The organism is Streptomyces cinereoruber (assembly GCF_009299385.1).
GTDB classification, from domain to species: Bacteria; Actinomycetota; Actinomycetes; order Streptomycetales; family Streptomycetaceae; genus Streptomyces; species Streptomyces bikiniensis.
Map to the genome: position 1 here is coordinate 1,970,572 of NZ_CP023693.1, position 19,177 is coordinate 1,989,748.

The window sequence follows — 19,177 nt, forward strand, 5'->3', positions numbered from 1 at the left end:
GGGCGTCAAGGGTGCCTCCCGGCGCGTCGCGCACACCGGAAAAAGAAACTGCCGGTGCGTCAGAAACGCACCGGCAGTGAAGAGTTGACCGAAAAGGACCGGCGTCAGCCGACCAGGCTGTCGTCCAGCTCCTCGGTGAGGTTGGACTCGGTCCCGGGGATGCCCAGGTCCTGCGCCCGCTTGTCGGCCATGGCGAGCAGCCTGCGGATCCGGCCGGCCACCGCGTCCTTGGTCAGCGGCGGGTCGGCGAGCGCGCCCAGCTCCTCCAGGGAGGCCTGCTTGTGCTCCATGCGGAGCCGGCCGGCGGCGGCGAGGTGTTCGGGCACCTCCTCGCCGAGGATCTCCAGGGCGCGCTGCACCCGGGCCCCGGCGGCGACCGCGGCGCGGGCCGAGCGGCGCAGGTTGGCGTCGTCGAAGTTGGCCAGGCGGTTGGCGGTGGCGCGGACCTCGCGCCGCATCCGCCGCTCCTCCCAGGCGAGCACCGACTCGTGCGCGCCGAGCCGGGTCAGCAGGGCGCCGATCGCGTCGCCGTCGCGGACGACGACCCGGTCCACGCCCCGTACCTCGCGGGCCTTCGCCGCGATGGAGAGCCGGCGGGCGGCGCCGACCAGGGCGAGGGCGGCCTCGGGGCCCGGGCAGGTGACCTCCAGGGAGGAGGACCGGCCGGGCTCGGTCAGCGAGCCGTGCGCGAGGAAGGCCCCGCGCCAGGCGGCCTCCGCGTCACAGGTCGCGCCGGAGACCACCTGCGGGGGGAGGCCCCGGATGGGGCGGCCCCGGCCGTCCACCAGACCCGTCTGGCGGGCGAGCTGGTCGCCCCCGGCCACCACCCGCACCACGAAGCGCGAGCCGCGCCGCAGTCCGCCGGGGGCCATCACGATCAGTTCGGAGCTGTGCCCGAAGATCTCCAGGATGTCCCGCTTGAGGCGGCGGGCCGCCATCGCGGTGTCGAGCTCCGCCTCGATCACGATGCGTCCGCTCACCAGGTGCAGCCCGCCCGCGAACCGCAGGATCGACGAGACCTCTGCCTTCCTGCAGCAGGTCCGGGTGACGGGGAGCCGGGAGATCTCGTCCTTCACCGCTGCCGTCATCGCCATGGGCCGATCCTTCCATGCATCCGAAAAATACGGTCGTACGCGGCGGCCAGCAGCTCCGGGTCGTGCTTCGCGGAGCCGTCGGGCCCGGCCACCGGCGCCAGCTCGACCGCGGCGCCGAACCGCTTGGCGGCGTCGGCGAGGGAGTCGCGGTCGGGCACGGCGGCCTCGTCGGCCAGCACCACGTCCAGGGCGAGTTTAGGGGCGTGTCGCCCCAAAACCTCCAAATGACGCTGCGGGGAGAAGCCGTCGGTTTCTCCGGGCTGCGGCGCGAGGTTCAGGGAGAGCACCTTCCGGGCCTTGGTCTCGACGAGGGCGTCGAGGAGTTCGGGGACCAGGAGGTGCGGGATCACCGAGGAGAACCAGGAGCCGGGCCCCAGGACGACCCAGTCGGCGTCCAGGACGGCGGCGACGGCCTCGGGGACGGCCGGCGGGTCGTTCGGCACGAGGTGCACGGACTGCACCTCGCCGGGGGTGAGCGCCACGGTCGCCTGCCCGGCCACGGTGTCCACGTCGTCCGGCCGCTCCGGGTCGTGGCCCTTGACCAGGGCCTGGAGCTCCAGGGGGACGGCGGACATGGGCAGCACCCGGCCCTGGGCGCCGAGCAGCAGGCCCACCAGGTCGAGGGCCTGCACGGGGTCGCCGAGCTGCTCCCAGAGGGCGACGATCAGCAGGTTGCCGACGGCGTGCCCGTTGATCTCGCCCTTGGACTGGAAGCGGTGCTGGATGACCCGGGCCCAGGTCTGGCCCCAGTCGTCGTCGCCGCAGAGCGCGGCGAGCGCCTTGCGCAGGTCCCCGGGAGGGAGGACGCCCAGCTCCTCGCGGAGCCGGCCGCTGGAGCCGCCGTCGTCGGCGACGGTGACGACGGCGGTGAGGTCGCCGGTGATCCGGCGGAGGGCGGCGAGGGAGGCCGAGAGGCCCATGCCCCCGCCGAGCGCGACGACCTTCGGCTGGGCGCCGCGTCTGCGGAGCGTGCGACGCACCGTGAGGGTGGAGGCACGCCGGCGGTACGGCTTCACTCGCGCCCCATGTCCCGGTGCACGACGACGGTCTCGACCCCTTCGGCGGCGAGGCGGGCGGCGAGGCGCTCGGCGGTGGCCACCGAGCGGTGCTTGCCGCCCGTGCAGCCGACGGCGATCGTCACGTACCGCTTGCCCTCGCGGCGGTAGCCCGCGGCGATCAGCTGGAGCAGCTCGGTGTAGCGGTCCAGGAACTCCTTGGCGCCGGGCTGGTTGTAGACGTAGTTCGACACCTCCTCGTTGAGGCCGGTGAAGGGGCGCAGCTCGGGGACCCAGTGCGGGTTCGGCAGGAAGCGCATGTCCACGACGAGGTCGGCGTCGACGGGCAGGCCGTACTTGAAGCCGAAGGACATCACGGTGGCCCGCAGCTCGGGCTCCTCGTCGCCGGCGAACTGGGCGTCCATCTTGGCGCGCAGCTCGTGGACGTTGAGGCTGGAGGTGTCGATCACCAGGTCGGCGTCGCCGCGCAGCTCGCGCAGCAGGTCGCGCTCGGCGGCGATGCCGTCGGTGATGCGGCCGTCGCCCTGGAGCGGGTGGGGCCTGCGGACCGATTCGAAGCGCCGGACCAGGGCCTCGTCGGAGGACTCCAGGAAGACGATCCGGCGGGTGACCTGCTTGGCGTCGAGGTCGGCGAGGGACTCCCGGAGGTTGTCGAAGAACTGCCGGCCGCGGACGTCCACGACGACGGCGATCCGGGCGACGTTGCCCTGGGAGCGGGCGCCGAGCTCCACCATGGTGGGGATCAGCGCGGGCGGCAGGTTGTCCACGACGAACCAGCCGAGGTCCTCCAGACACTTCGCCGCGGTGGACCGGCCGGCCCCGGACATGCCGGAGATGATCACCAGCTCGGGAATGGCCGCCTCGGCGCCGTTGTCGCCGGGGGTCTCCTTGGTGCCCGTACTCACGTGTCCTGCTCCGTCTTCTCGGTGGTGCTCGTCGTGCCGTGCGCGCGCGGCCGTGCCGTGACGTCCGCGCCGTCCTCCATGATCTCCCCCGTCGCGGTGTTCACGACGGGGGCGGCGGAGGCCGCCGGGGCGGGAGCCACGTCGTCCTCCATGATCTCGCCCGTCGCCGTGTTGACGGCGGGGGCGGCGGGGGCCGCCTGGGCCAGGGCCACGACGACCGCCTCCGCGGTCTTCCGGCCCATGCCGGGGACCTCGCAGATCTGCTCGATTGTCGCCTGCCGGAGCCGCTTCACCGAGCCGAAGTGCTTGATCAGGGCCTGCTTCCGGGTCTCCCCGAGGCCGGGGACGGCGTCGAGGGGCCCGGTCCTGAGGCGTTTCGTCCGCTTGGACCGCTGGTAGCGGATGGCGAAGTCGTGAGCCGTGTCACGCACCCGCTGGAGAAGGTACAGGCCTTCGCTGGAGCGGGGCAGCACCACGGGGTCGTCGTCGCCGGGCAGCCAGACCTCCTCCAGGCGCTTGGCGAGGCCGCAGACCGCGATGTCGTCGATGCCCAGCTCGTCCAGGGCGCGCCGCGCGGCGGCGACCTGGGGCTGTCCGCCGTCGACCACGACGAGCTGCGGCGGGTACGCGAACCGCTTGGGGCGCCCGTCGTCCTCGGGGTCCTCGGCCGGGACCTCGCCGTCCCCCCACTCCCCCGTCCGCTCCTTCTCGGCGAGGTAGCGCTTGAAGCGGCGGCCGATCACCTCGTGCATGGAGCGGACGTCGTCCTGCCCTTCGAAGCCCTTGATCTGGAAGCGCCGGTACTCGCTCTTGCGGGGCAGTCCGTCCTCGAAGACGACCATGGAGGCGACGACGTCCTCGCCCTGGAGGTGCGAGATGTCGAAGCACTCGATCCGCAGCGGCGCCGAGTCCAGGTCCAGGGCCTCGGCGATCTCCTCCAGGGCCCGGGAGCGGGTGGTGAGGTCGCTGGCCCGCTTGGTCTTGTGGAGCACGAGCGCCTGCTGGGCGTTGCGCGCGACGGTCTCCATCAGGTCCTTCTTGTCGCCGCGCTGCGGCACGCGCAGCGAGACGAGGGAGCCGCGGCGGCCGGAGAGCCAGGCGGAGACGGCCTCGGGGTCCTCGGGGAGGGCCGGGACCAGGACCTCCTTGGGGACCGCCTCGCCGCTCTCCTCGCCGTACAGCTGCTGGAGGGCGTGCTCGACCAGCCCGGCGGTGTCGACGGCCTCGACCTTGTCGGTGACCCAGCCGCGCTGGCCGCGGACGCGTCCGCCGCGCACGTGGAAGATCTGGACGGCGGCCTCCAGCTCGTCCTCGGCGAGGGCGAACAGGTCGGCGTCGGTGGCGTCGGCGAGGACGACCGCGTTCTTCTCCATGGCCCGGCGCAGGGCGGCGATGTCGTCGCGGAGCCGGGCGGCCTTCTCGTACTCCATGTCCTCGGCCGCGATCGTCATCTGCTTCTCCAGACGACGGATGTACGTGCCGGTGCGGCCGGCCATGAAGTCGCTGAACTCCTCGGCGAGTTCGCGGTGCTCCTCGGGGGTGACCCGGCCGACGCAGGGCGCCGAGCACTTGCCGATGTAGCCGAGGAGGCAGGGCCGGCCGGCCGAGGCGGCGTTCCGGAAGACGCCGGCGGAGCAGGTGCGGACGGGGAAGACCCGGAGCATGAGGTCGACGGTCTCGCGGATCGCCCACGCGTGCGCGTACGGCCCGAAGTAGCGCACGCCCTTCTTCTTGTGGCCGCGCATGACCTGGACGCGGGGGAACTCCTCGTTCGTGGTCACCGCGAGGTACGGGTAGCTCTTGTCGTCCCGGTACTTGACGTTGAACCGGGGGTCGAACTCCTTGATCCAGGAGTACTCCAGCTGGAGCGCCTCGACCTCGGTGGAGACGACGGTCCACTCCACGGAGGCGGCCGTGGTCACCATGGTGGCCGTGCGCGGGTGCAGGCTGGTGAGCGGCTGGAAGTAGTTGGCGAGGCGCTGGCGCAGGGACTTCGCCTTGCCGACGTAGATCACCCGGCGGTGCTCGTCGCGGAACTTGTAGACCCCCGGGGAGTCGGGGATCTGACCCGGCTTGGGGCGGTAGCTGGAGGGGTCTGCCATGGTCCCCACCCTACTGGCGGGGACCGACACTCCGACCGGACGCGGGGCTGCGCCCGGGCCCCGTGCGGGCGGGGTGGGGACCCGTCCGCACGGGGCCGTCGAGGCCGGGTCCGGGGCCGGTGGCCGGGCCGGGGCCGGACCTGGAGCCGGGACCGGTGGCCTGGCCTGGGCCCGGTTCCGGTGGCCGAGCCGGGGCCGGGCCTGAAACCGGTTCCGGTGGCCTGGCCCGGGCCCGGGTCGAGCCGCCGGGTCGGCTCAGGACGCCGGGCCGTGGCTGGGACCGGGCCGGAACCGGGATCGGGCCCGAGCCGGGCCCCGAGCCCGAGCCGGGCCCCGGGCCCGATCAGGCCTCCGGGCCGCTCCGGGCCGTCCGGTGGCGGCGTATCGCGGCCCCGGCCGTCAGGGCGAGGGCCAGGGCGGCGCCGACGCCGGCCGCGGTGGCGGCGGACCCCCCGGAGGCGTCCGTACGGGGTCCCGAGGCGTCCGTACGGGGCGCCTGGGCGGCCCGGGGCGCGGGAGCCGCTTGCGCGGCGGCTTCCCGCGCCGGGACCTCCTGCGGCCCGTACCCGCCCGCCGCGCCCTTCTTCGCGTAGGCGGAGCCGGGGAGCTTGTCGCCGTACGCCCGGGCGACCCGCTCCCGGTACGCGGCGAGGCTCGTCCCGTTCTTCCCGACGGCCCGCACCGCGTCCTCGTCCAGCGGGAGCACCTTCGCGCCCTTCTGGACGTACCAGGCGTCGATCTGGGGCTCGCGGAAGACGAGCCCGCCGGGCAGCAGGCGCCCGCCCTGCTCCGCGTACCGGATCTCGTCGTCGCCGGTGGCGATGTTCACCACCTGCCAGCCGTCGGCTCCCCGCACCGTCCACAGGGAGGCCTTCCGCCCGTCCGGGGCGACGGCCCGGCTGGCGCGGAACTCGACGCGGGCGACCGGGGCCCCGGCCTTCCCGGCGACGAAGTCCGGGGAGAGGATCCGGACGGGCACGGAGGCGCCCTCGACGCGCGGGGCGCCCCCGGCGTCCGCCGCGCGGGCCGCCGCCGGGGCACCGGCCCCGTCACTGGCGAAGAACCGGGACAGGGTGTCCAGGGTCCCCGGCGCGGAGGCGGCCCGCTCGGGGGTGGGGGCGGACGGCAGGCTCTCGGCGGCGGTGGCCGGGACGGCCCCGAGGGCGACGAGGGCGGCGGCGGTCAGGAGCCCGGCGGCGGTGGCACGCGCGCGCGTCGTGGTCGCGGCGATCACGGTGGTCATGGTCGTCACGCCCCGATCCGGTAGAGCGAGTGGGTCCAGGAGAAGGAGTTGTTGTCAACGTACCAGGCGTGCGAGGCCCAGTTGTAGCGGTCGCTGGAGGGCCAGGGATCGCCCCAGTAGACCCAGCTGCTCGCGTCGTCGTAGCCGTAGATCACGTGCATGTGCCCGCCGCCGCTCGACCACTGGATGCGGGTCTCGATCGGCCGGTCGGCGTTGATCTCGGTCTGCACGGTGGGGTAGCGCAGCCAGCCGGTCACGTACGAGCCGGGGCGGACGCCGGCCCAGCTCAGGCCGGTCTGGACGTTGCCGAGGGTGGCCTGGTTATTGGGGCAGTCGTAGCCCTGCTGACGGTTGAAGGCGGCGTTGCAGAACTGGTTCTGGCTGTAGCCGCGGCCGAACCAGGTGGCGATGGTGTTGCCGGCCGCCGCCCAGCACCAGTTGCTCTTCTGCTGGGCCTGCATGGTGATGTTCAGGCGCTTGGAGGCGAGGGCGGAGGCGTCCTCACCGGTCGGCGCGGCGGACGCCGAGGTGGTGGGGACGAGGAAGAGGGCGGCTGCGGCGAGTGCCGCGAGGTTCAGTTTCCTTCTGCGCATCGCGTTCCTCCCGGGTGGGGTGGGGGTGTGGAGGAGCGCGTCCGGACGCTGGTCAGGAGCATCTGCCGTTGTCCGGGCCGGGTCAACACGCTTCAATGCGGGATGACATCGGACTGTGAACGGTGTGACCCGGGTGTGAACGGACGCCCCCGCCCCACCTGCCCGCCCGTCCCCGGCGGTACGACGGTCCGCTCCCCCACCGTGAACGTTCACCGAGGAGCCCTCGTGAGCCACACCGAGGCCGATCTTGCGCAGCTGCTGCACACCGGTCCCTTCCACCTCGCGCTGCGCACCGCCCTCGCCGTGCGCGGGCTGCCGCTCCAGCGGGTCCAGCACCATCTGGCGCACCGGGGCGTCAGGGTCGGGGTGACGAGCCTGAGCTACTGGCAGCAGGGCGCCCGCCGCCCGCAGCGGCCGGAGTCCCTGAAGGCCGTCCGGGCCCTGGAGGAGGTGCTCCAGCTCCCGGGCAACTCACTCCTGCGCCTGTTGACGGAGGACACGGCCGCCCGGTCCGAGGCGGAGCGCCCGGCGGGCCGCTCGTACCGCTCGCTGGTGGAGGCGTCCGGCTCGGTCGAGGAGCTGCTCGCGGAGCTGGAGTGCCCGACGGACGGGGGGCTGCACACGGTGGGGCACCACGAGCGGGTGCGGATCGGGGCCGGTCGGGAGCTGGTGGGACGCGAGTCCCAGCACGTGGTGCGGGCGCACCGGGACGGGGTGGACCGCTATCTGGCCATCCACCACGGGGACCCGGGCTGCGACCCGTCGCGGGTGGTGGTGCGGGCGGTGGAGAACTGCCGGACCGGGCGGGTGCGGTGGCACGCGGGGACGGGGGTGCTGGTCGCGGAGCTGCTCTTCGACGCGCGGCTGCGGGCCGGGGACACGTACCTCTTCTCGTACGGCTTCGAGGACGGTACGGCGGGGGCGAGCGGGGAGTACGTGCGCGGGTTCAGCTTCGCGGGCGGGCAGTACGTGCTCCAGGTGCGCTTCGACGAGGCGGCGCTCCCGGTGCGGTGCCGGAGGTTCGCGCAGGTCTCGGCGGGGGCGCCGCGCGGCGGCCGCGCGGAGCTTACCCTGAGCGGCCGGCACCGCACGGTGCACCTGGTGGAGCAGGGGGTGCGCCCGGGGATCCTGGGGATCGACTGGGACTGGTCCTGAACCGTCCGTCCCGTCGGTCAGGCCTTGGGGGTCTCGGCGGCCTCGGGGCCGGCGACGAGCCTGCCGCCCTCGACGCGGACCGGGACCTCGGGGAGCGGGACGGTGGCCGGGCCCCGGAGCGCCTTGCCGGTCGTCACGTCGAAGCGGCTGCCGTGGCAGGGGCAGTTGCCCTCGTTCTCCTCGACCTTGTCGAGGACGCAGCCCGCGTGGGTGCACTGGGCGCTGAAGGCCTTGTACTGGCCCTCGGCGGGGCAGCTCACCACGAGGCGCTGCTCGCGGTAGAGCTTGGCGCCGCCGACCGGGACCTCGTCCGGGGCGCCGAGGGAGACCGGGGCGGTCGGGGTCGGAACCTCGGCGTGGCCGAGCTTGGACTCGGTGGAGCAGGCGGCGACCCCCAGCCCGGCGGCACCGGCGAGGGCGGCGCCTTTCAGTACGGTGCGACGGCTGGACTGGCCGGACATGGGCGCTCCACGGTGAGATCGGCGAGGACGACGGGATCGGGGGCAGGACACCCCGGCGGTGACCGAACCGACGATACCGGCGGGCCCCGCGCACGGGCCGCGGGGGCCGTGGGTACGAGCGGGGCCTCCGGGGCGGCGGCCCGCCCGTGCGGAGGAGCCCGACCTGGTACGGCTGGTGCTGGGCGAGCGGTCGGCGGCGGCCCGCCCGTACCGGAGGAGCCCCGTACGCGTGGATCGCGGGTACGACGACGCCCCCGGTGCGGAGCCCCGCCGGGTGGGGCGGGGGTCCGCGCGCGGGGGCGCACCGGTCCGGCAGGACCCCGGGCGGGGCCCTGCCGGGTGACCCGGGTGGCGGTTCGGGTCAGGCCTTGCGGGCCCGGGTCGCCGTCTTCTTGGCGGCGGTCTTGGCCGCGGTCGCCTTGGTGGCGGCCGCCTTCTTCGCCGGGGCGGCCTTCGTGGTGGCGGCCTTCTTCGCCGTCGCCGTCTTCTTCGCCGCCGTCTTCTTCGTGCCGCGCGCCGCCGGGATCGCCGCGTCGCTGATCCGGTCGGCGCCGAGGATCTCGCGGAGGAACTTGCCGGTGTGGCTCGCCGGGACCGAGGCGACCTCCTCCGGCGTGCCCTCGGCGACCACCACGCCACCGCCGCTGCCGCCCTCGGGGCCCATGTCGATGACCCAGTCCGCGGTCTTGATGACGTCGAGGTTGTGCTCGATGACGATCACCGAGTTCCCCTTGTCGACCAGACCGGAGAGGACCTTGATCAGCTTCGAGATGTCCTCGAAGTGCAGACCGGTGGTCGGCTCGTCCAGGACGTAGACCGTGCGGCCCGTCGAACGCTTCTGGAGCTCGGAGGCGAGCTTCACGCGCTGCGCCTCGCCGCCGGAGAGCGTCGGCGCCGGCTGCCCGAGGCGGACGTAGCCGAGGCCGACCTCGGTGAGGGTGCGCAGGTGGCGGGCGATCGTCGGGACGGCCTCGAAGAAGTCGAGGGCCTCCTCGATCGGCATGTTCAGGACTTCGGCGATGGACTTGCCCTTGTAGTGGACCTCCAGGGTCTCCCGGTTGTACCGGTCGCCGTGGCAGACCTCGCACGGGACGTACACGTCCGGGAGGAAGTTCATCTCGATCTTGATCGTGCCGTCGCCGGAGCAGTTCTCGCAGCGGCCGCCCTTGACGTTGAAGGAGAAGCGGCCGGGCAGGTAGCCCCGGACCTTGGCCTCCATCGTCTCGGCGAAGAGCCTGCGGACGTGGTCGAAGACGCCGGTGTAGGTCGCCGGGTTCGACCGGGGGGTGCGGCCGATCGGGGACTGGTCGACGTGCACGACCTTGTCGACGAGCTCGTCGCCGTCCACGCGCGTGTGCCGTCCGGGCACCGACTTGGCGCCGTTCAGCTCGCGCGCCAGGTGGGTGTAGAGGATGTCGTTGACCAGGGTCGACTTGCCGGAGCCGGAGACGCCGGTGACGGCGGTGAGGACACCGAGCGGGAAGGAGACGTCGATGTCCCGCAGATTGTTCTCGCGGGCCCCGTGCACGGTGAGCCGGCGTTCGGGGTCCACCGGCCGGCGCGCGTCGGGGGTGGTGATCGCCCTGCGGCCGGACAGGTACTGCCCGGTCATCGACTGCTCGTTGGCGAGGAGCTCCTTCAGGGAACCGGAGTGGACGACCTTGCCGCCGTGCTCGCCGGCGCCGGGGCCGATGTCCACGACCCAGTCGGCGACCTTGATGGTGTCCTCGTCGTGCTCGACCACGATGAGCGTGTTGCCCATGTCCCGGAGCCGTACCAGGGTCTCGATCAGCCGGTGGTTGTCGCGCTGGTGGAGGCCGATGGAGGGCTCGTCGAGGACGTAGAGCACGCCGACCAGGCCGGAGCCGATCTGGGTGGCGAGCCGGATGCGCTGGGCCTCGCCGCCGGAGAGCGTCCCGGCGGCCCGGTTGAGCGAGAGGTAGTCGAGGCCGACGTCCACGAGGAAGCGCAGCCGCTCGTTGACCTCCTTGAGGACCCGCTCGGCGATCTTCTTGTCCCGGGCGTTGAGCGTGAGCCGGGAGAGGAACTCGGCGCAGTCGCTGATGGACATCGCGGAGACCTCGGCGATGGACTTGTCCATGACCGTGACCGCGAGGACGATCGGCTTGAGCCGGGTGCCCTCGCAGGTGGGGCAGGGCACCTCGCGCATGTAGCCCTCGAAGCGCTCGCGGCTGGAGTCGCTCTCGGCCTCGGTGTGGCGCCGCTTGACGAAGGAGACGGCGCCCTCGAAGGCCGGGGTGGTGTACGCCCGCTCCCGCCCGTACCGGTTGCGGTAGCGGACCTCGACCTGGGTCTTGTGGCCGTGCATCAGCGCCTTCTTGGCGCGCTGCGGCAGCCCCGCGTACGGGATGTCCGTGCGGAAGCCGAGGGCCTGGGAGAGGCCGCCGATGAGCCGGCCGAAGTACTCCTTGGTGTGCCCGTGCGACCAGGGGTGGATGGCGCCCTCGTCGAGGGACTTGTCCTCGTCGGGGACGATCAGCTCCGGGTCGACCTCCATGCGGGTGCCGATGCCGGTGCAGTCCGGACAGGCGCCGAAGGGCGAGTTGAAGGAGAAGGAGCGCGGCTCCAGCTCCTCGAAGGAGAGGTCGTCGTACGGGCAGTAGAGGTGCTCCGAGTACATCTTCTCGCGCTCGGGGTCGTCCTCGGGGAGGTCCACGAAGTCGAGCACGACCATGCCGCCGGAGAGTCCGAGCGCGGTCTCGACGGAGTCGGTGAGCCGGCGCTTGGCGCTGTCCTTGACGGTGAGGCGGTCGACGACCACCTCGATGGTGTGCTTCTCCTGCTTCTTGAGCGTCGGCGGCTCGCTGAGCTGGACGGTCTGCCCGTCGACCCGGGCGCGGCTGTAGCCCTTGGTCTGGAGGTCGGCGAAGAGGTCGACGAACTCGCCCTTGCGCTCCCGCACCAGCGGGGAGAGGACCTGGAAGCGGCTGCCCTCGGGCAGCTCCAGGACCCTGTCCACGATGGCCTGGGGCGACTGGCGCGAGATGGGGCGGTGGCACTCGGGGCAGTGCGGCTTGCCGATGCGCGCGAAGAGCAGGCGGAGGTAGTCGTAGACCTCCGTGATGGTGCCGACCGTCGAGCGCGGGTTGCGCGAGGTCGACTTCTGGTCGATGGAGACGGCGGGCGACAGACCTTCGATGAAGTCGACGTCCGGCTTGTCCATCTGACCGAGGAACTGCCGGGCGTACGAGGAGAGCGACTCGACGTACCGGCGCTGCCCCTCGGCGAAGATCGTGTCGAACGCGAGGGAGGACTTGCCCGACCCCGAGAGCCCGGTGAAGACGATGAGGGAGTCACGCGGGAGATCGAGGGAGACGTTCTTGAGGTTGTGCTCGCGAGCGCCACGGACGATGAGACGGTCGGCCACGCCGGTCCGCACCTTTCTTCAGAGAGCGGATGTGCCTACACACCAACAACCGGGGACGCCGGATGCTTCCATCGAGCGTATAGCACGCACATTCGATTTCCGGTCTTTCGGGGATCTCTTCACCCGAACGAGTGGTCCGGCCCGGACGGCGCTAGGGTCGGCGCCATGATCGATCACGAGCGTGACCTTGTTTCCCTGCGGGAGGCGACCGATCGTCTCCTGGACTCCGCCTCCTCCTGGGACAACGCCGCGACGGCCGAGCCGTCACGGCTTCCGGGCTGGACCCGCGGCCATGTCCTCGCCCATCTCGCCCGCAACGCCGACGCCCTGGTGAACGTCTTCGAGGGGCGCCCCATGTACCCGGACGCCGCGACCCGCGAGGCCGACATCGAGCGCGACGCGTACCGCCCGCTCGACGTGCAGCTCGCCGACGTGCGCGAGAGCGCGGAGCGGCTGCGGGCGGTGTGCGAGAAGCCCGCCGACTGGGGCCGGACGGTCGAGCTGCGCAACGGCGTCACCGACAGTGCCTCCCGGGTCCCCTTCCGCCGCTGGGTGGAGGTGGAGCTGCACCACGTCGACCTGGGCGCCGGATACGACCTGGACGACCTGCCGGAGGAGTTCGTCCTGCGCGAGATCGAGTTCCTGGCCGACCGCTGGTCGGGGCGCCCGGAGGTCCCCCCGGTGACCCTCCGCATCGGCCGCGACGGGACGGGCCCCGGCTGGCGCACCGGCGGCACCGAGGGCACTCCCGTCGCCCTCGCCGGCACCGGCCCCGAACTGCTCGGCTGGCTGTCCGGCCGCGGCGACAAGGGCGCCGGTCTCGCCGTCCTCTCCGGCGACGGCCTCCCGGAGCTGCCCCCGCTATAGGCTGAGCGCATGACGTACAGCGGAGTGGTGAAGGTCGGCGGCCCTGCGGACGTGCACGAGCTGGCGGACCTGATGATCTCGAAGGTCGCGGTCGGTCCGATGGACAACAACGCCTACCTGCTGCGCTGTCGGGCGACCGGCGAGCAGCTGCTGATCGACGCGGCGAACGACGCCGGGACCCTGCTCACGCTGATCGGTGACGACGGCGTCGGCGCCGTCGTCACCACCCACCGGCACGGCGACCACTGGCAGGCCCTGGCCGAGGTGGTCGCCGCGACCGGCGCGCGCACCTACGCGGGCGCGTACGACGCGGAGGGCATCCCGGTCGCGACCGACGTGCCCGTGGAGGACGGCGACACGATCCGGGTGGGCCGGGTCGAGCTGACCGCCCGCCGGCTCGTCGGCCACACCCCGGGCTCGATCGCCCTCGTCTACGACGACCCGCACGGCCACCCCCACGTCTTCACCGGCGACTGCCTCTTCCCCGGCGGCGTGGGCAACACCCGCAAGGACCCGGAGGCCTTCGCGAGCCTGCTCCACGACGTGGAGACCAAGCTCTTCGACGTGCTCCCGGACGAGTCCTGGGTCTACCCGGGCCACGGCAGGGACACCACGCTCGGTGACGAGCGCCCCCACCTCGGGGAGTGGCGCGAGCGCGGCTGGTGACCCCACGGCGGACGGAGGGCGCGCGCTCCACCAGCGGCGCGCTCCCGCACGCCCCCGTAGCCGGGGTGATCGGCGGGTAGATCGCGGGACATGCACCGCCGTCACTCTCCGTCGCCACCTGTCGGCCCTTCGATGGGCCGGATCGCCGCCGCCTCGCTCATCGGCACCGCCATCGAGTTCTTCGACTTCTACGTCTACGGGACCGCCGCCGCCCTCGTCCTGGGGCCGCTCTTCTTCCCTGGCTTCTCCCCGCTCGCCGGGACCCTGGCAGCCTTCGGCACCTTCGCCGTCGGCTTCGTGGCCCGGCCGCTCGGCTCGGTCCTCTTCGGCCACGTCGGCGACCGGTACGGCCGGCGCCCGGTCCTCTTCGCCTCGCTGCTCCTGACCGGCTGCGCCACGGTCGCGGTCGGCTGCCTCCCCACGTACGCGACGCTCGGCATCGCCGCCCCCGTGCTGCTGCTCCTGCTCCGCTTCCTCCAGGGGCTCGGTCTCGGCGGCGAGTGGGGCGGGGCGGTGCTGCTCACCGCCGAGCACGCCCCGGAGGGCCGGCGCGCGCTGTGGGCGAGCTTCCCGCAGATCGGCCCGTCGGTCGGCTTCCTCCTGGCGAACGGGGTGATGCTGGGGCTCACGGCCGGGCTGAGCGACGCGGAGTTCCGCTCCTGGGGCTGGCGGGTGCCGTTCTGGGCGGCGGGGCTGCTCGCGGCGGGCGGGCTGCTGCTGCGCTCCTCGCTCGCGGAGACCCCGCAGTTCGAGGAGCTGTCCGCGTCCGGGCGGCGCGCGGGCGCCCCACTGACCGAGGTCGTCCGGGACCACTGGCGGCTGGTGCTGCTGACGGCGGGTGCCCTCGCGGTCGGGTACGCGGTCTTCTACGCGGTCTCCACCTGGGCCCTGGCCTACGGCACCGGGCGGCTCGGCCTGAGCGGCCCGGTGATGCTGGGCTGTGTCATGGCGGCGGTGGCGGTGATGGGCGCGGCCACTCCGTTCGCGGCGCTCCTCGCCGACCGCTGGGGCCGCCGGACGCTCTGCCTGGCCGGGTGCGCGGGCTGTGCGCTCTGGATGTTCCCGATGGTGGCGCTGCTGCACACCGCGCGGCCGGCACTGATGTTCCTCGGCTTCCTGGGCGCGCTGCTGGCCTTCATCACGATGTTCGCGGTGGTCTCCGCGTACCTGCCGGAGCTGTACGAGCCCCGGGTCCGGTGCACGGGCGCGGCCGTCGGCTACAACCTCGCGGGCGTCCTCGGCGGCGCCCTGACCCCCCTCGCGGCCACCGCGCTCTCCGAGGGCGGTTCGGGTCCGCCGTGGGGCGTGGCGGCGTATCTGACCCTGGTGGCCCTGGTCAGCCTGGGCTGCTTCGCGCTCCTCCCGGAGACCCTGCCGGCGCGTACGGCGGCGAAGGAGCCCGCGCCCGCCTGAGACCGACCGGGAACGGGGCGCGGAAACGGCGAAGGCCGGCCGGGGAGGGGGTCCCGGGCCGGCCGTCGCCGTGTGTGCCGCGTCAGGCGCCGATGCTGTCCTTCTCGGTGCCTTCGGCGTCGGCCACGCTCTGGGCGGCCTCCCGCTCGGCCTGCCGCTTGGAGGCGATCAGGCTGGTGATCGTGGTGATGATCAGAACACCGCAGATGACCGCGAGGGAGACCGGGATGGAGATCTCCGGGACGTGCACCCCGGACTCGTGCAGGGCGTGCAGCACCAGCTTCACCCCGATGAAGCCGAGGATCACCGACAGGCCGTAGCTGAGGTGGACCAGCTTCTTGAGCAGGCCGCCGATCAGGAAGTACAGCTGCCGCAGACCCATGAGGGCGAAGGCGTTGGCGGTGAAGACGATGTACGGGTCCTGGGTGAGGCCGAAGATCGCCGGGATGGAGTCGAGGGCGAAGAGGATGTCGGTGGTGCCGATGGCCAGCATGACGACCATCAGCGGGGTCAGCACCCGCTTGCCGTTGACCCGGATGAAGAGCTTGGTGCCGTGGTACCGGTCGGCGACGCCGAACTTCTTCTCGACGCTCTTGAGGAGGCGGTTCTCCTCGAACTCGTCCTCCTCCTCGTCGGCCCGCGCCTCCTGGATGAGCTTCCAGGCGGTGTAGATCAGGAACGCGCCGAAGATGTAGAAGACCCAGGAGAAGCTGGCGATGATCGCGGCGCCGGCGGCGATGAAGATCGCGCGGAGCACCAGGGCGATCAGGACGCCGATCAGCAGCACGCGCTGCTGGAGGTGCGAGGGCACCGAGAACTTCGCCATGATCAGGACGAAGACGAAGAGGTTGTCGACGCTGAGCGACTTCTCGGTGATGTATCCGGCGAAGAACTCGCCGGAGGCCTGGGCGGTGCCGAAGAACAGCAGGCCGAGGCCGAAGAGCACGGCGAGCACGATCCAGACGATCGTCCAGATACCGGCTTCCTTGACCGACACGTCATGGGGCTTGCGCCCGATGAAGAAGTCGGCAGCGATCAGGGCACCCAGACCGAGAATGGTCAGGACCCACAGGGTCGTCGAAACGTCCATTGCGCCTCCGGCGTCGTACGGCTACTGATCAGCGTCGTCGCTGCCGGAGGTCTCTTCCACCCGGGCGGCGGACCTGCCGCCGCCGGGCCGACGCCCCGGGATCGGATCACTGGGATCCGTCCGTACTGACGGGCACGCCGCGCTTGGGGAGTACTCCCCTCCGCGTGAAGAACACTACCCGAAATACCAAGAGAAGGTAAAGGGCAGGGTAAAGGATCATCAAAAAGCGAGGTCAGGGCTGCCTTCCCCGGCGAGCGTCCGCCACTTGGGCGAGGACCTGCCGCAGGACCCCACTGCCCGGCGGGAGCACCGGCGGCTCGTACGACCAGGCGTGCCCCACCCACGGGTCGGCGAGGTGGTCGTCGGCGACGGGGGTGAGCCGCAGCAGCGAGCGCCACAGGGGGTCGAGCAGCGGCCCGTACGCGGCCGCGTCCGCCCGGTCCGCCACCATCAGCAGGTGGACGCCGACCGAGGGCCCCTCGTCGGCGAGGTAGCGGAGCCGGGTGACCGCCCGGTCGTCGAAGCCGTGCGGGAAGTCGTGCACGACGAGGAGCTGCCGGGCCGTGTCCAGGCCGGGCGGCAGCGCGTCGGCCGCGCCGGCCCGCACCGCCATCTGGAGCAGGTCGACCCGTTCGGTGAGCTGCTCCAGGACCGCCGAGACGCCGGCCGCGCCCCGGGCCGGCGGGGCGGCGAGGACGCCCGAGTCCACGAGCGGCGCCAGGGACGCGGCGCCCGCCCCGGCCGCGTCGAGGACGTGGACGGTGAAGCCGCCCGCCGGGTGCGCGGCGAGCAGCCGGGCCGTGTGCGCGACCGCGCTGTCCAGCGCGAGCCGCCGCAGCTCGGTCTCGTCGAGGAGGCCGGCCGCCTCGGAGTGGCCCCGTCCGCTGTCCACCCACAGCCCCCGCTCCAGCGGCAGCCGGACGAGCATGGGGATCCGCAGCTCGGCCCGCTCGGGCAGGTGGAGGTCGCCGAGCCGGACGGCCATCGGCTCCTCGGCCGGGACGCGGTAGGCGTGCCAGACGGGGTTGTCCCAGCGGGCGTAGGCGGGCGGCAGGGCCGGCTCGACCACCTCGGACTCGGCCGCGAGCTGGGCGAGGTCCCGGTCCAGGACCTCCCGGGCCCGCTCCACCAGCTCGTCGTGCCGGGCCCGCGCGGCGGCCCGGGCGGCGTCGTTCGCGCCCCCGTTGCGCGCGCGGTAGTCGGAGAGCGTCTGGTCGAGCTCCCGGTCGAGCCGGGACTCCGCGAAGTCGCAGGCGCTGCGGTAGGCGGCGGCGGTGCGGGCCAGGTCCTCGAACATCCCCCACACCTGGTTGTACAGGCGCTCGTCCATGGACCAGCCGGAGGCGTCCCCGGCGACCGGCACGGGCGGGGCCTGCGGCGGGGTCCGCGGGGGCTCCGGCGCGGCGGCGGGCCTGCGGCGGGGGTGGGAGTAGTCGATGGGGCCGCCCGGGGTCCGCTCGTTCGTGTCCGTGCCCGTGCCTTGCGGCGGGGTCACCGGCACGGTCGGCGCCGGGTCGGAGACGACCGGCGGGAGGGGCGGGGGCGTGGGGTCCGGGGCCGCCGGGGAGGCGGGGGCCGGGACGGCCGGGGTGGCCAGGGGCGTGGGGTGGTCCGAGCCGGCCGGAAGTACGGGGGCGGCCGGGAGGGTGGTGTTCGGGGCCGCCGGGGAGGCGGGGCCCGGGGCGGGAGCCGTCGGGAGCACGGCGTCCGGGGCCGGGGCCGTCGGGCGCGCGGGATCAGGAGCCGGGGGTGTCGGCTGCGGCACCCGCTCCGGCTCGGGGACGCGCGGCTGCGGGGCGGTCACCGCGGGCGCGGGCTCCGGGGCGGCCGCGGCCAGGATCGCCGCGGCCGCGTCGGCGGGCCGCTCCAGGCCCTGGTCGCCGAGGAGGTCGGCGAGCCCGCCCTCGTACCCCTGGCCCATGGCGCGGACCTTCCAGGCGCCCTGACGGCGGTACAGCTCCAGGGCGACGACGGCGGTCTCGCTGTCGAGCCCGGTGAGGGTGTAGCTGGCGATCTCGTCTCCGTCGGGTCCCGCGACGGCGACGAAGGGGGCGGCGACGGCTCCGAAGCGGGCGGCTCCGTGGCCGGTCAGCGCCAGGAGGACCGAGACGCGGTGGACGGTCCCGGGCATCGCCCCGAGGTCCACGGAGAGGCGGTGGTCGGCCGCGGCCGCCCGGGGGACGTCGACGCCGGGGAGCGAGGGCGCGCCGGGGTGGGCGATCCACTCCGCGCCGGGGACCCTGCCCGCCTCGTCGGCGAGGGTGGCCCCGGCGAGGACCGGATGACCGGCCGACACCCGGATCTCCAGTCGGGTGTCGGGCAGGGGGTGGTTCTGCCCCCGGACCAGCTCGGCCGTCATCGACTCTGTCCCCTCGGTGCTTCCCCGGTGCGGATGCGCGTGCCCGGTGCGGTTCCAACGGATCGTTCGTGGGCCGTCCGGATCAGGGTGCCGGACGGGTCATGCGGGACAGCTCCCGGCGGCGGCTGCCTCCGGGAGCTGTGGGTGCGTGGCGCGCGGGCCGCCTACAGGTGCGGCAGGATCGCCGGCATCAGGTCCTGGAAGGTGCGACCGTTGGCCGGGTTGCCCAGGGCCGTCATCTGCCAGCCGGAGCCGGCCCGGTGCACCTTCGCCATGATCTGGGCGGTGTAGCGGCCGCCGCCGTCGAGGGTGTAGCGCGCCAGCTCCTGCCCGTTCGTCTCGTCGACGAGCCGGCAGAAGGCGTTCTGCACCTCCTGGAAGGTCTGGCCGGTGAAGGAGTTCACCGTGAAGACGATCTGGTCGATGTGGACCGGGATCCGCTCCAGGTCGACCAGGATCGCCTCGTCGTCGCCGCCCTGACCGGCGCCGCCCACCAGGTTGTCGCCGGTGTGCTTGACCGAGCCGTCGTCGCTGACCAGGTGCCGGAAGAAGACCACGTCGACCGGCTGCTTGTCGGCGAAGAGGACGGCCGAGGCGTCCAGGTCGATCTCACGGGTGCGCGAGCCGAACAGACCGCGGCGCGGCGCCGCCTGCCAACCGAGCCCCATCCGCACCTGGGTGAGGCTGCCCCCGCCCTTCTTCTCCAGGCTGATGGCCTGACCCTTGGTCATGTTCACGGTCACGCGCGTGCCCCTCTCGTTGCGTTCCCCCGCGCCCGCTGTCCGGTGCGTGCGGTTGCCCAGCACCCTACGCAGGGTCACTGAC

At 73.2% G+C, this 19,177-nt stretch carries 15 protein-coding genes; 4 read left to right on the forward strand and 11 right to left on the reverse strand.

All coding sequences use genetic code 11. The features are described from left to right. Positions 1–104: 104 nt before the first annotated feature. The 6 genes from whiA to CP977_RS08730 all read right to left on the reverse strand — a co-directional run bounded on the left by whiA (position 105) and on the right by CP977_RS08730 (position 6,953). Positions 105–1,094 (reverse strand): DNA-binding protein WhiA, encoded by a 990-nt coding sequence (whiA, locus tag CP977_RS08705; RefSeq protein ID WP_030205188.1) that lies wholly within the window; start codon positions 1,092–1,094, stop codon positions 105–107. Further along, a complete protein-coding gene (locus CP977_RS08710) occupies positions 1,085–2,110 on the reverse strand; it encodes a gluconeogenesis factor YvcK family protein (protein ID WP_062756616.1) in 1,026 nt (341 codons plus the stop codon). Before CP977_RS08710 ends, whiA begins: the two co-directional genes overlap by 10 nt. Further along, complete coding sequence (gene rapZ / locus CP977_RS08715) at positions 2,107–3,015, reverse strand: RNase adapter RapZ (RefSeq protein WP_030205192.1); 909 nt, start codon at positions 3,013–3,015, stop codon at positions 2,107–2,109. Before rapZ ends, CP977_RS08710 begins: the two co-directional genes overlap by 4 nt. Next, positions 3,012–5,117, reverse strand: coding sequence for an excinuclease ABC subunit UvrC (uvrC, locus tag CP977_RS08720; protein ID WP_229991574.1), 2,106 nt, complete (start codon positions 5,115–5,117; stop codon positions 3,012–3,014). Before uvrC ends, rapZ begins: the two co-directional genes overlap by 4 nt. Before the next feature lie 343 nt (positions 5,118–5,460). Beyond that, on the reverse strand, positions 5,461–6,360 hold the full coding sequence (locus CP977_RS08725; protein ID WP_109186097.1) for a hypothetical protein: 900 nt from the start codon (positions 6,358–6,360) through the stop codon (positions 5,461–5,463). Positions 6,361–6,365: 5 nt separating this feature from the next. Next, a complete protein-coding gene (locus CP977_RS08730; RefSeq protein WP_109185697.1) occupies positions 6,366–6,953 on the reverse strand; it encodes a papain-like cysteine protease family protein in 588 nt (195 codons plus the stop codon). 225 nt (positions 6,954–7,178) lie between these two features. Between CP977_RS08730 and CP977_RS08735 the strand changes: the two genes are divergently transcribed. Further along, a complete protein-coding gene (locus CP977_RS08735) occupies positions 7,179–8,108 on the forward strand; it encodes a hypothetical protein (protein WP_062756614.1) in 930 nt (309 codons plus the stop codon). A 17-nt stretch (positions 8,109–8,125) separates the two neighbouring features. On the opposite strand, the gene CP977_RS08740 is transcribed toward CP977_RS08735, so the two are convergent. Beyond that, on the reverse strand, positions 8,126–8,569 hold the full coding sequence (locus CP977_RS08740; protein ID WP_062756613.1) for a Rieske (2Fe-2S) protein: 444 nt from the start codon (positions 8,567–8,569) through the stop codon (positions 8,126–8,128). Between the two features lie 361 nt (positions 8,570–8,930). After that, positions 8,931–11,957 carry an excinuclease ABC subunit UvrA gene (gene uvrA / locus CP977_RS08745; protein WP_062756612.1) on the reverse strand — a complete coding sequence of 1,009 codons (3,027 nt, stop codon included), beginning with the start codon at positions 11,955–11,957 and terminating at the stop codon, positions 8,931–8,933. 165 nt (positions 11,958–12,122) lie between these two features. Between uvrA and CP977_RS08750 the strand changes: the two genes are divergently transcribed. The 3 genes from CP977_RS08750 (at position 12,123) to CP977_RS08760 (ending at position 14,903) form a co-directional block, all read left to right on the forward strand. Further along, positions 12,123–12,824: a maleylpyruvate isomerase family mycothiol-dependent enzyme gene (locus tag CP977_RS08750; protein ID WP_152369869.1), complete on the forward strand. Its 702-nt coding sequence runs from the start codon at positions 12,123–12,125 to the stop codon at positions 12,822–12,824. A gap of 9 nt (positions 12,825–12,833) precedes the next feature. After that, positions 12,834–13,490 (forward strand): MBL fold metallo-hydrolase, encoded by a 657-nt coding sequence (locus CP977_RS08755; protein WP_062756610.1) that lies wholly within the window; start codon positions 12,834–12,836, stop codon positions 13,488–13,490. A gap of 132 nt (positions 13,491–13,622) precedes the next feature. Then, positions 13,623–14,903, forward strand: coding sequence for an MFS transporter (locus tag CP977_RS08760; RefSeq protein WP_109185700.1), 1,281 nt, complete (start codon positions 13,623–13,625; stop codon positions 14,901–14,903). Positions 14,904–14,985: 82 nt separating this feature from the next. On the opposite strand, the gene CP977_RS08765 is transcribed toward CP977_RS08760, so the two are convergent. The 3 genes from CP977_RS08765 to CP977_RS08775 all read right to left on the reverse strand — a co-directional run bounded on the left by CP977_RS08765 (position 14,986) and on the right by CP977_RS08775 (position 19,095). Then, complete coding sequence (locus CP977_RS08765) at positions 14,986–15,993, reverse strand: TerC/Alx family metal homeostasis membrane protein (RefSeq protein ID WP_062756608.1); 1,008 nt, start codon at positions 15,991–15,993, stop codon at positions 14,986–14,988. Between the two features lie 232 nt (positions 15,994–16,225). Continuing rightward, positions 16,226–18,352 carry a TerD family protein gene (locus tag CP977_RS08770; RefSeq protein WP_152369870.1) on the reverse strand — a complete coding sequence of 709 codons (2,127 nt, stop codon included), beginning with the start codon at positions 18,350–18,352 and terminating at the stop codon, positions 16,226–16,228. A gap of 164 nt (positions 18,353–18,516) precedes the next feature. Next, positions 18,517–19,095: a TerD family protein gene (locus tag CP977_RS08775; protein ID WP_030205232.1), complete on the reverse strand. Its 579-nt coding sequence runs from the start codon at positions 19,093–19,095 to the stop codon at positions 18,517–18,519. Positions 19,096–19,177: the final 82 nt, after the last annotated feature.

Bases quoted from the DNA above. Each gene is read 5' to 3' on its own strand.
- CP977_RS08765 (WP_062756608.1), bottom strand. From the start codon at position 15,993: ATGGACGTTTCGACGACCCTGTGGGTCCTGACCATTCTCGGTCTGGGT.
- CP977_RS08760 (WP_109185700.1), top strand. From the start codon at position 13,623: ATGGGCCGGATCGCCGCCGCCTCGCTCATCGGCACCGCCATCGAGTTC.
- CP977_RS08740 (WP_062756613.1), bottom strand. From the start codon at position 8,569: ATGTCCGGCCAGTCCAGCCGTCGCACCGTACTGAAAGGCGCCGCCCTC.
- CP977_RS08750 (WP_152369869.1), top strand. From the start codon at position 12,123: ATGATCGATCACGAGCGTGACCTTGTTTCCCTGCGGGAGGCGACCGAT.
- CP977_RS08755 (WP_062756610.1), top strand. From the start codon at position 12,834: ATGACGTACAGCGGAGTGGTGAAGGTCGGCGGCCCTGCGGACGTGCAC.
- whiA (WP_030205188.1), bottom strand. From the start codon at position 1,094: ATGGCGATGACGGCAGCGGTGAAGGACGAGATCTCCCGGCTCCCCGTC.
- CP977_RS08730 (WP_109185697.1), bottom strand. From the start codon at position 6,953: ATGCGCAGAAGGAAACTGAACCTCGCGGCACTCGCCGCAGCCGCCCTC.
- CP977_RS08770 (WP_152369870.1), bottom strand. From the start codon at position 18,352: ATGACGGCCGAGCTGGTCCGGGGGCAGAACCACCCCCTGCCCGACACC.
- CP977_RS08725 (WP_109186097.1), bottom strand. From the start codon at position 6,360: ATGACCACCGTGATCGCCGCGACCACGACGCGCGCGCGTGCCACCGCC.
- uvrC (WP_229991574.1), bottom strand. From the start codon at position 5,117: ATGGCAGACCCCTCCAGCTACCGCCCCAAGCCGGGTCAGATCCCCGAC.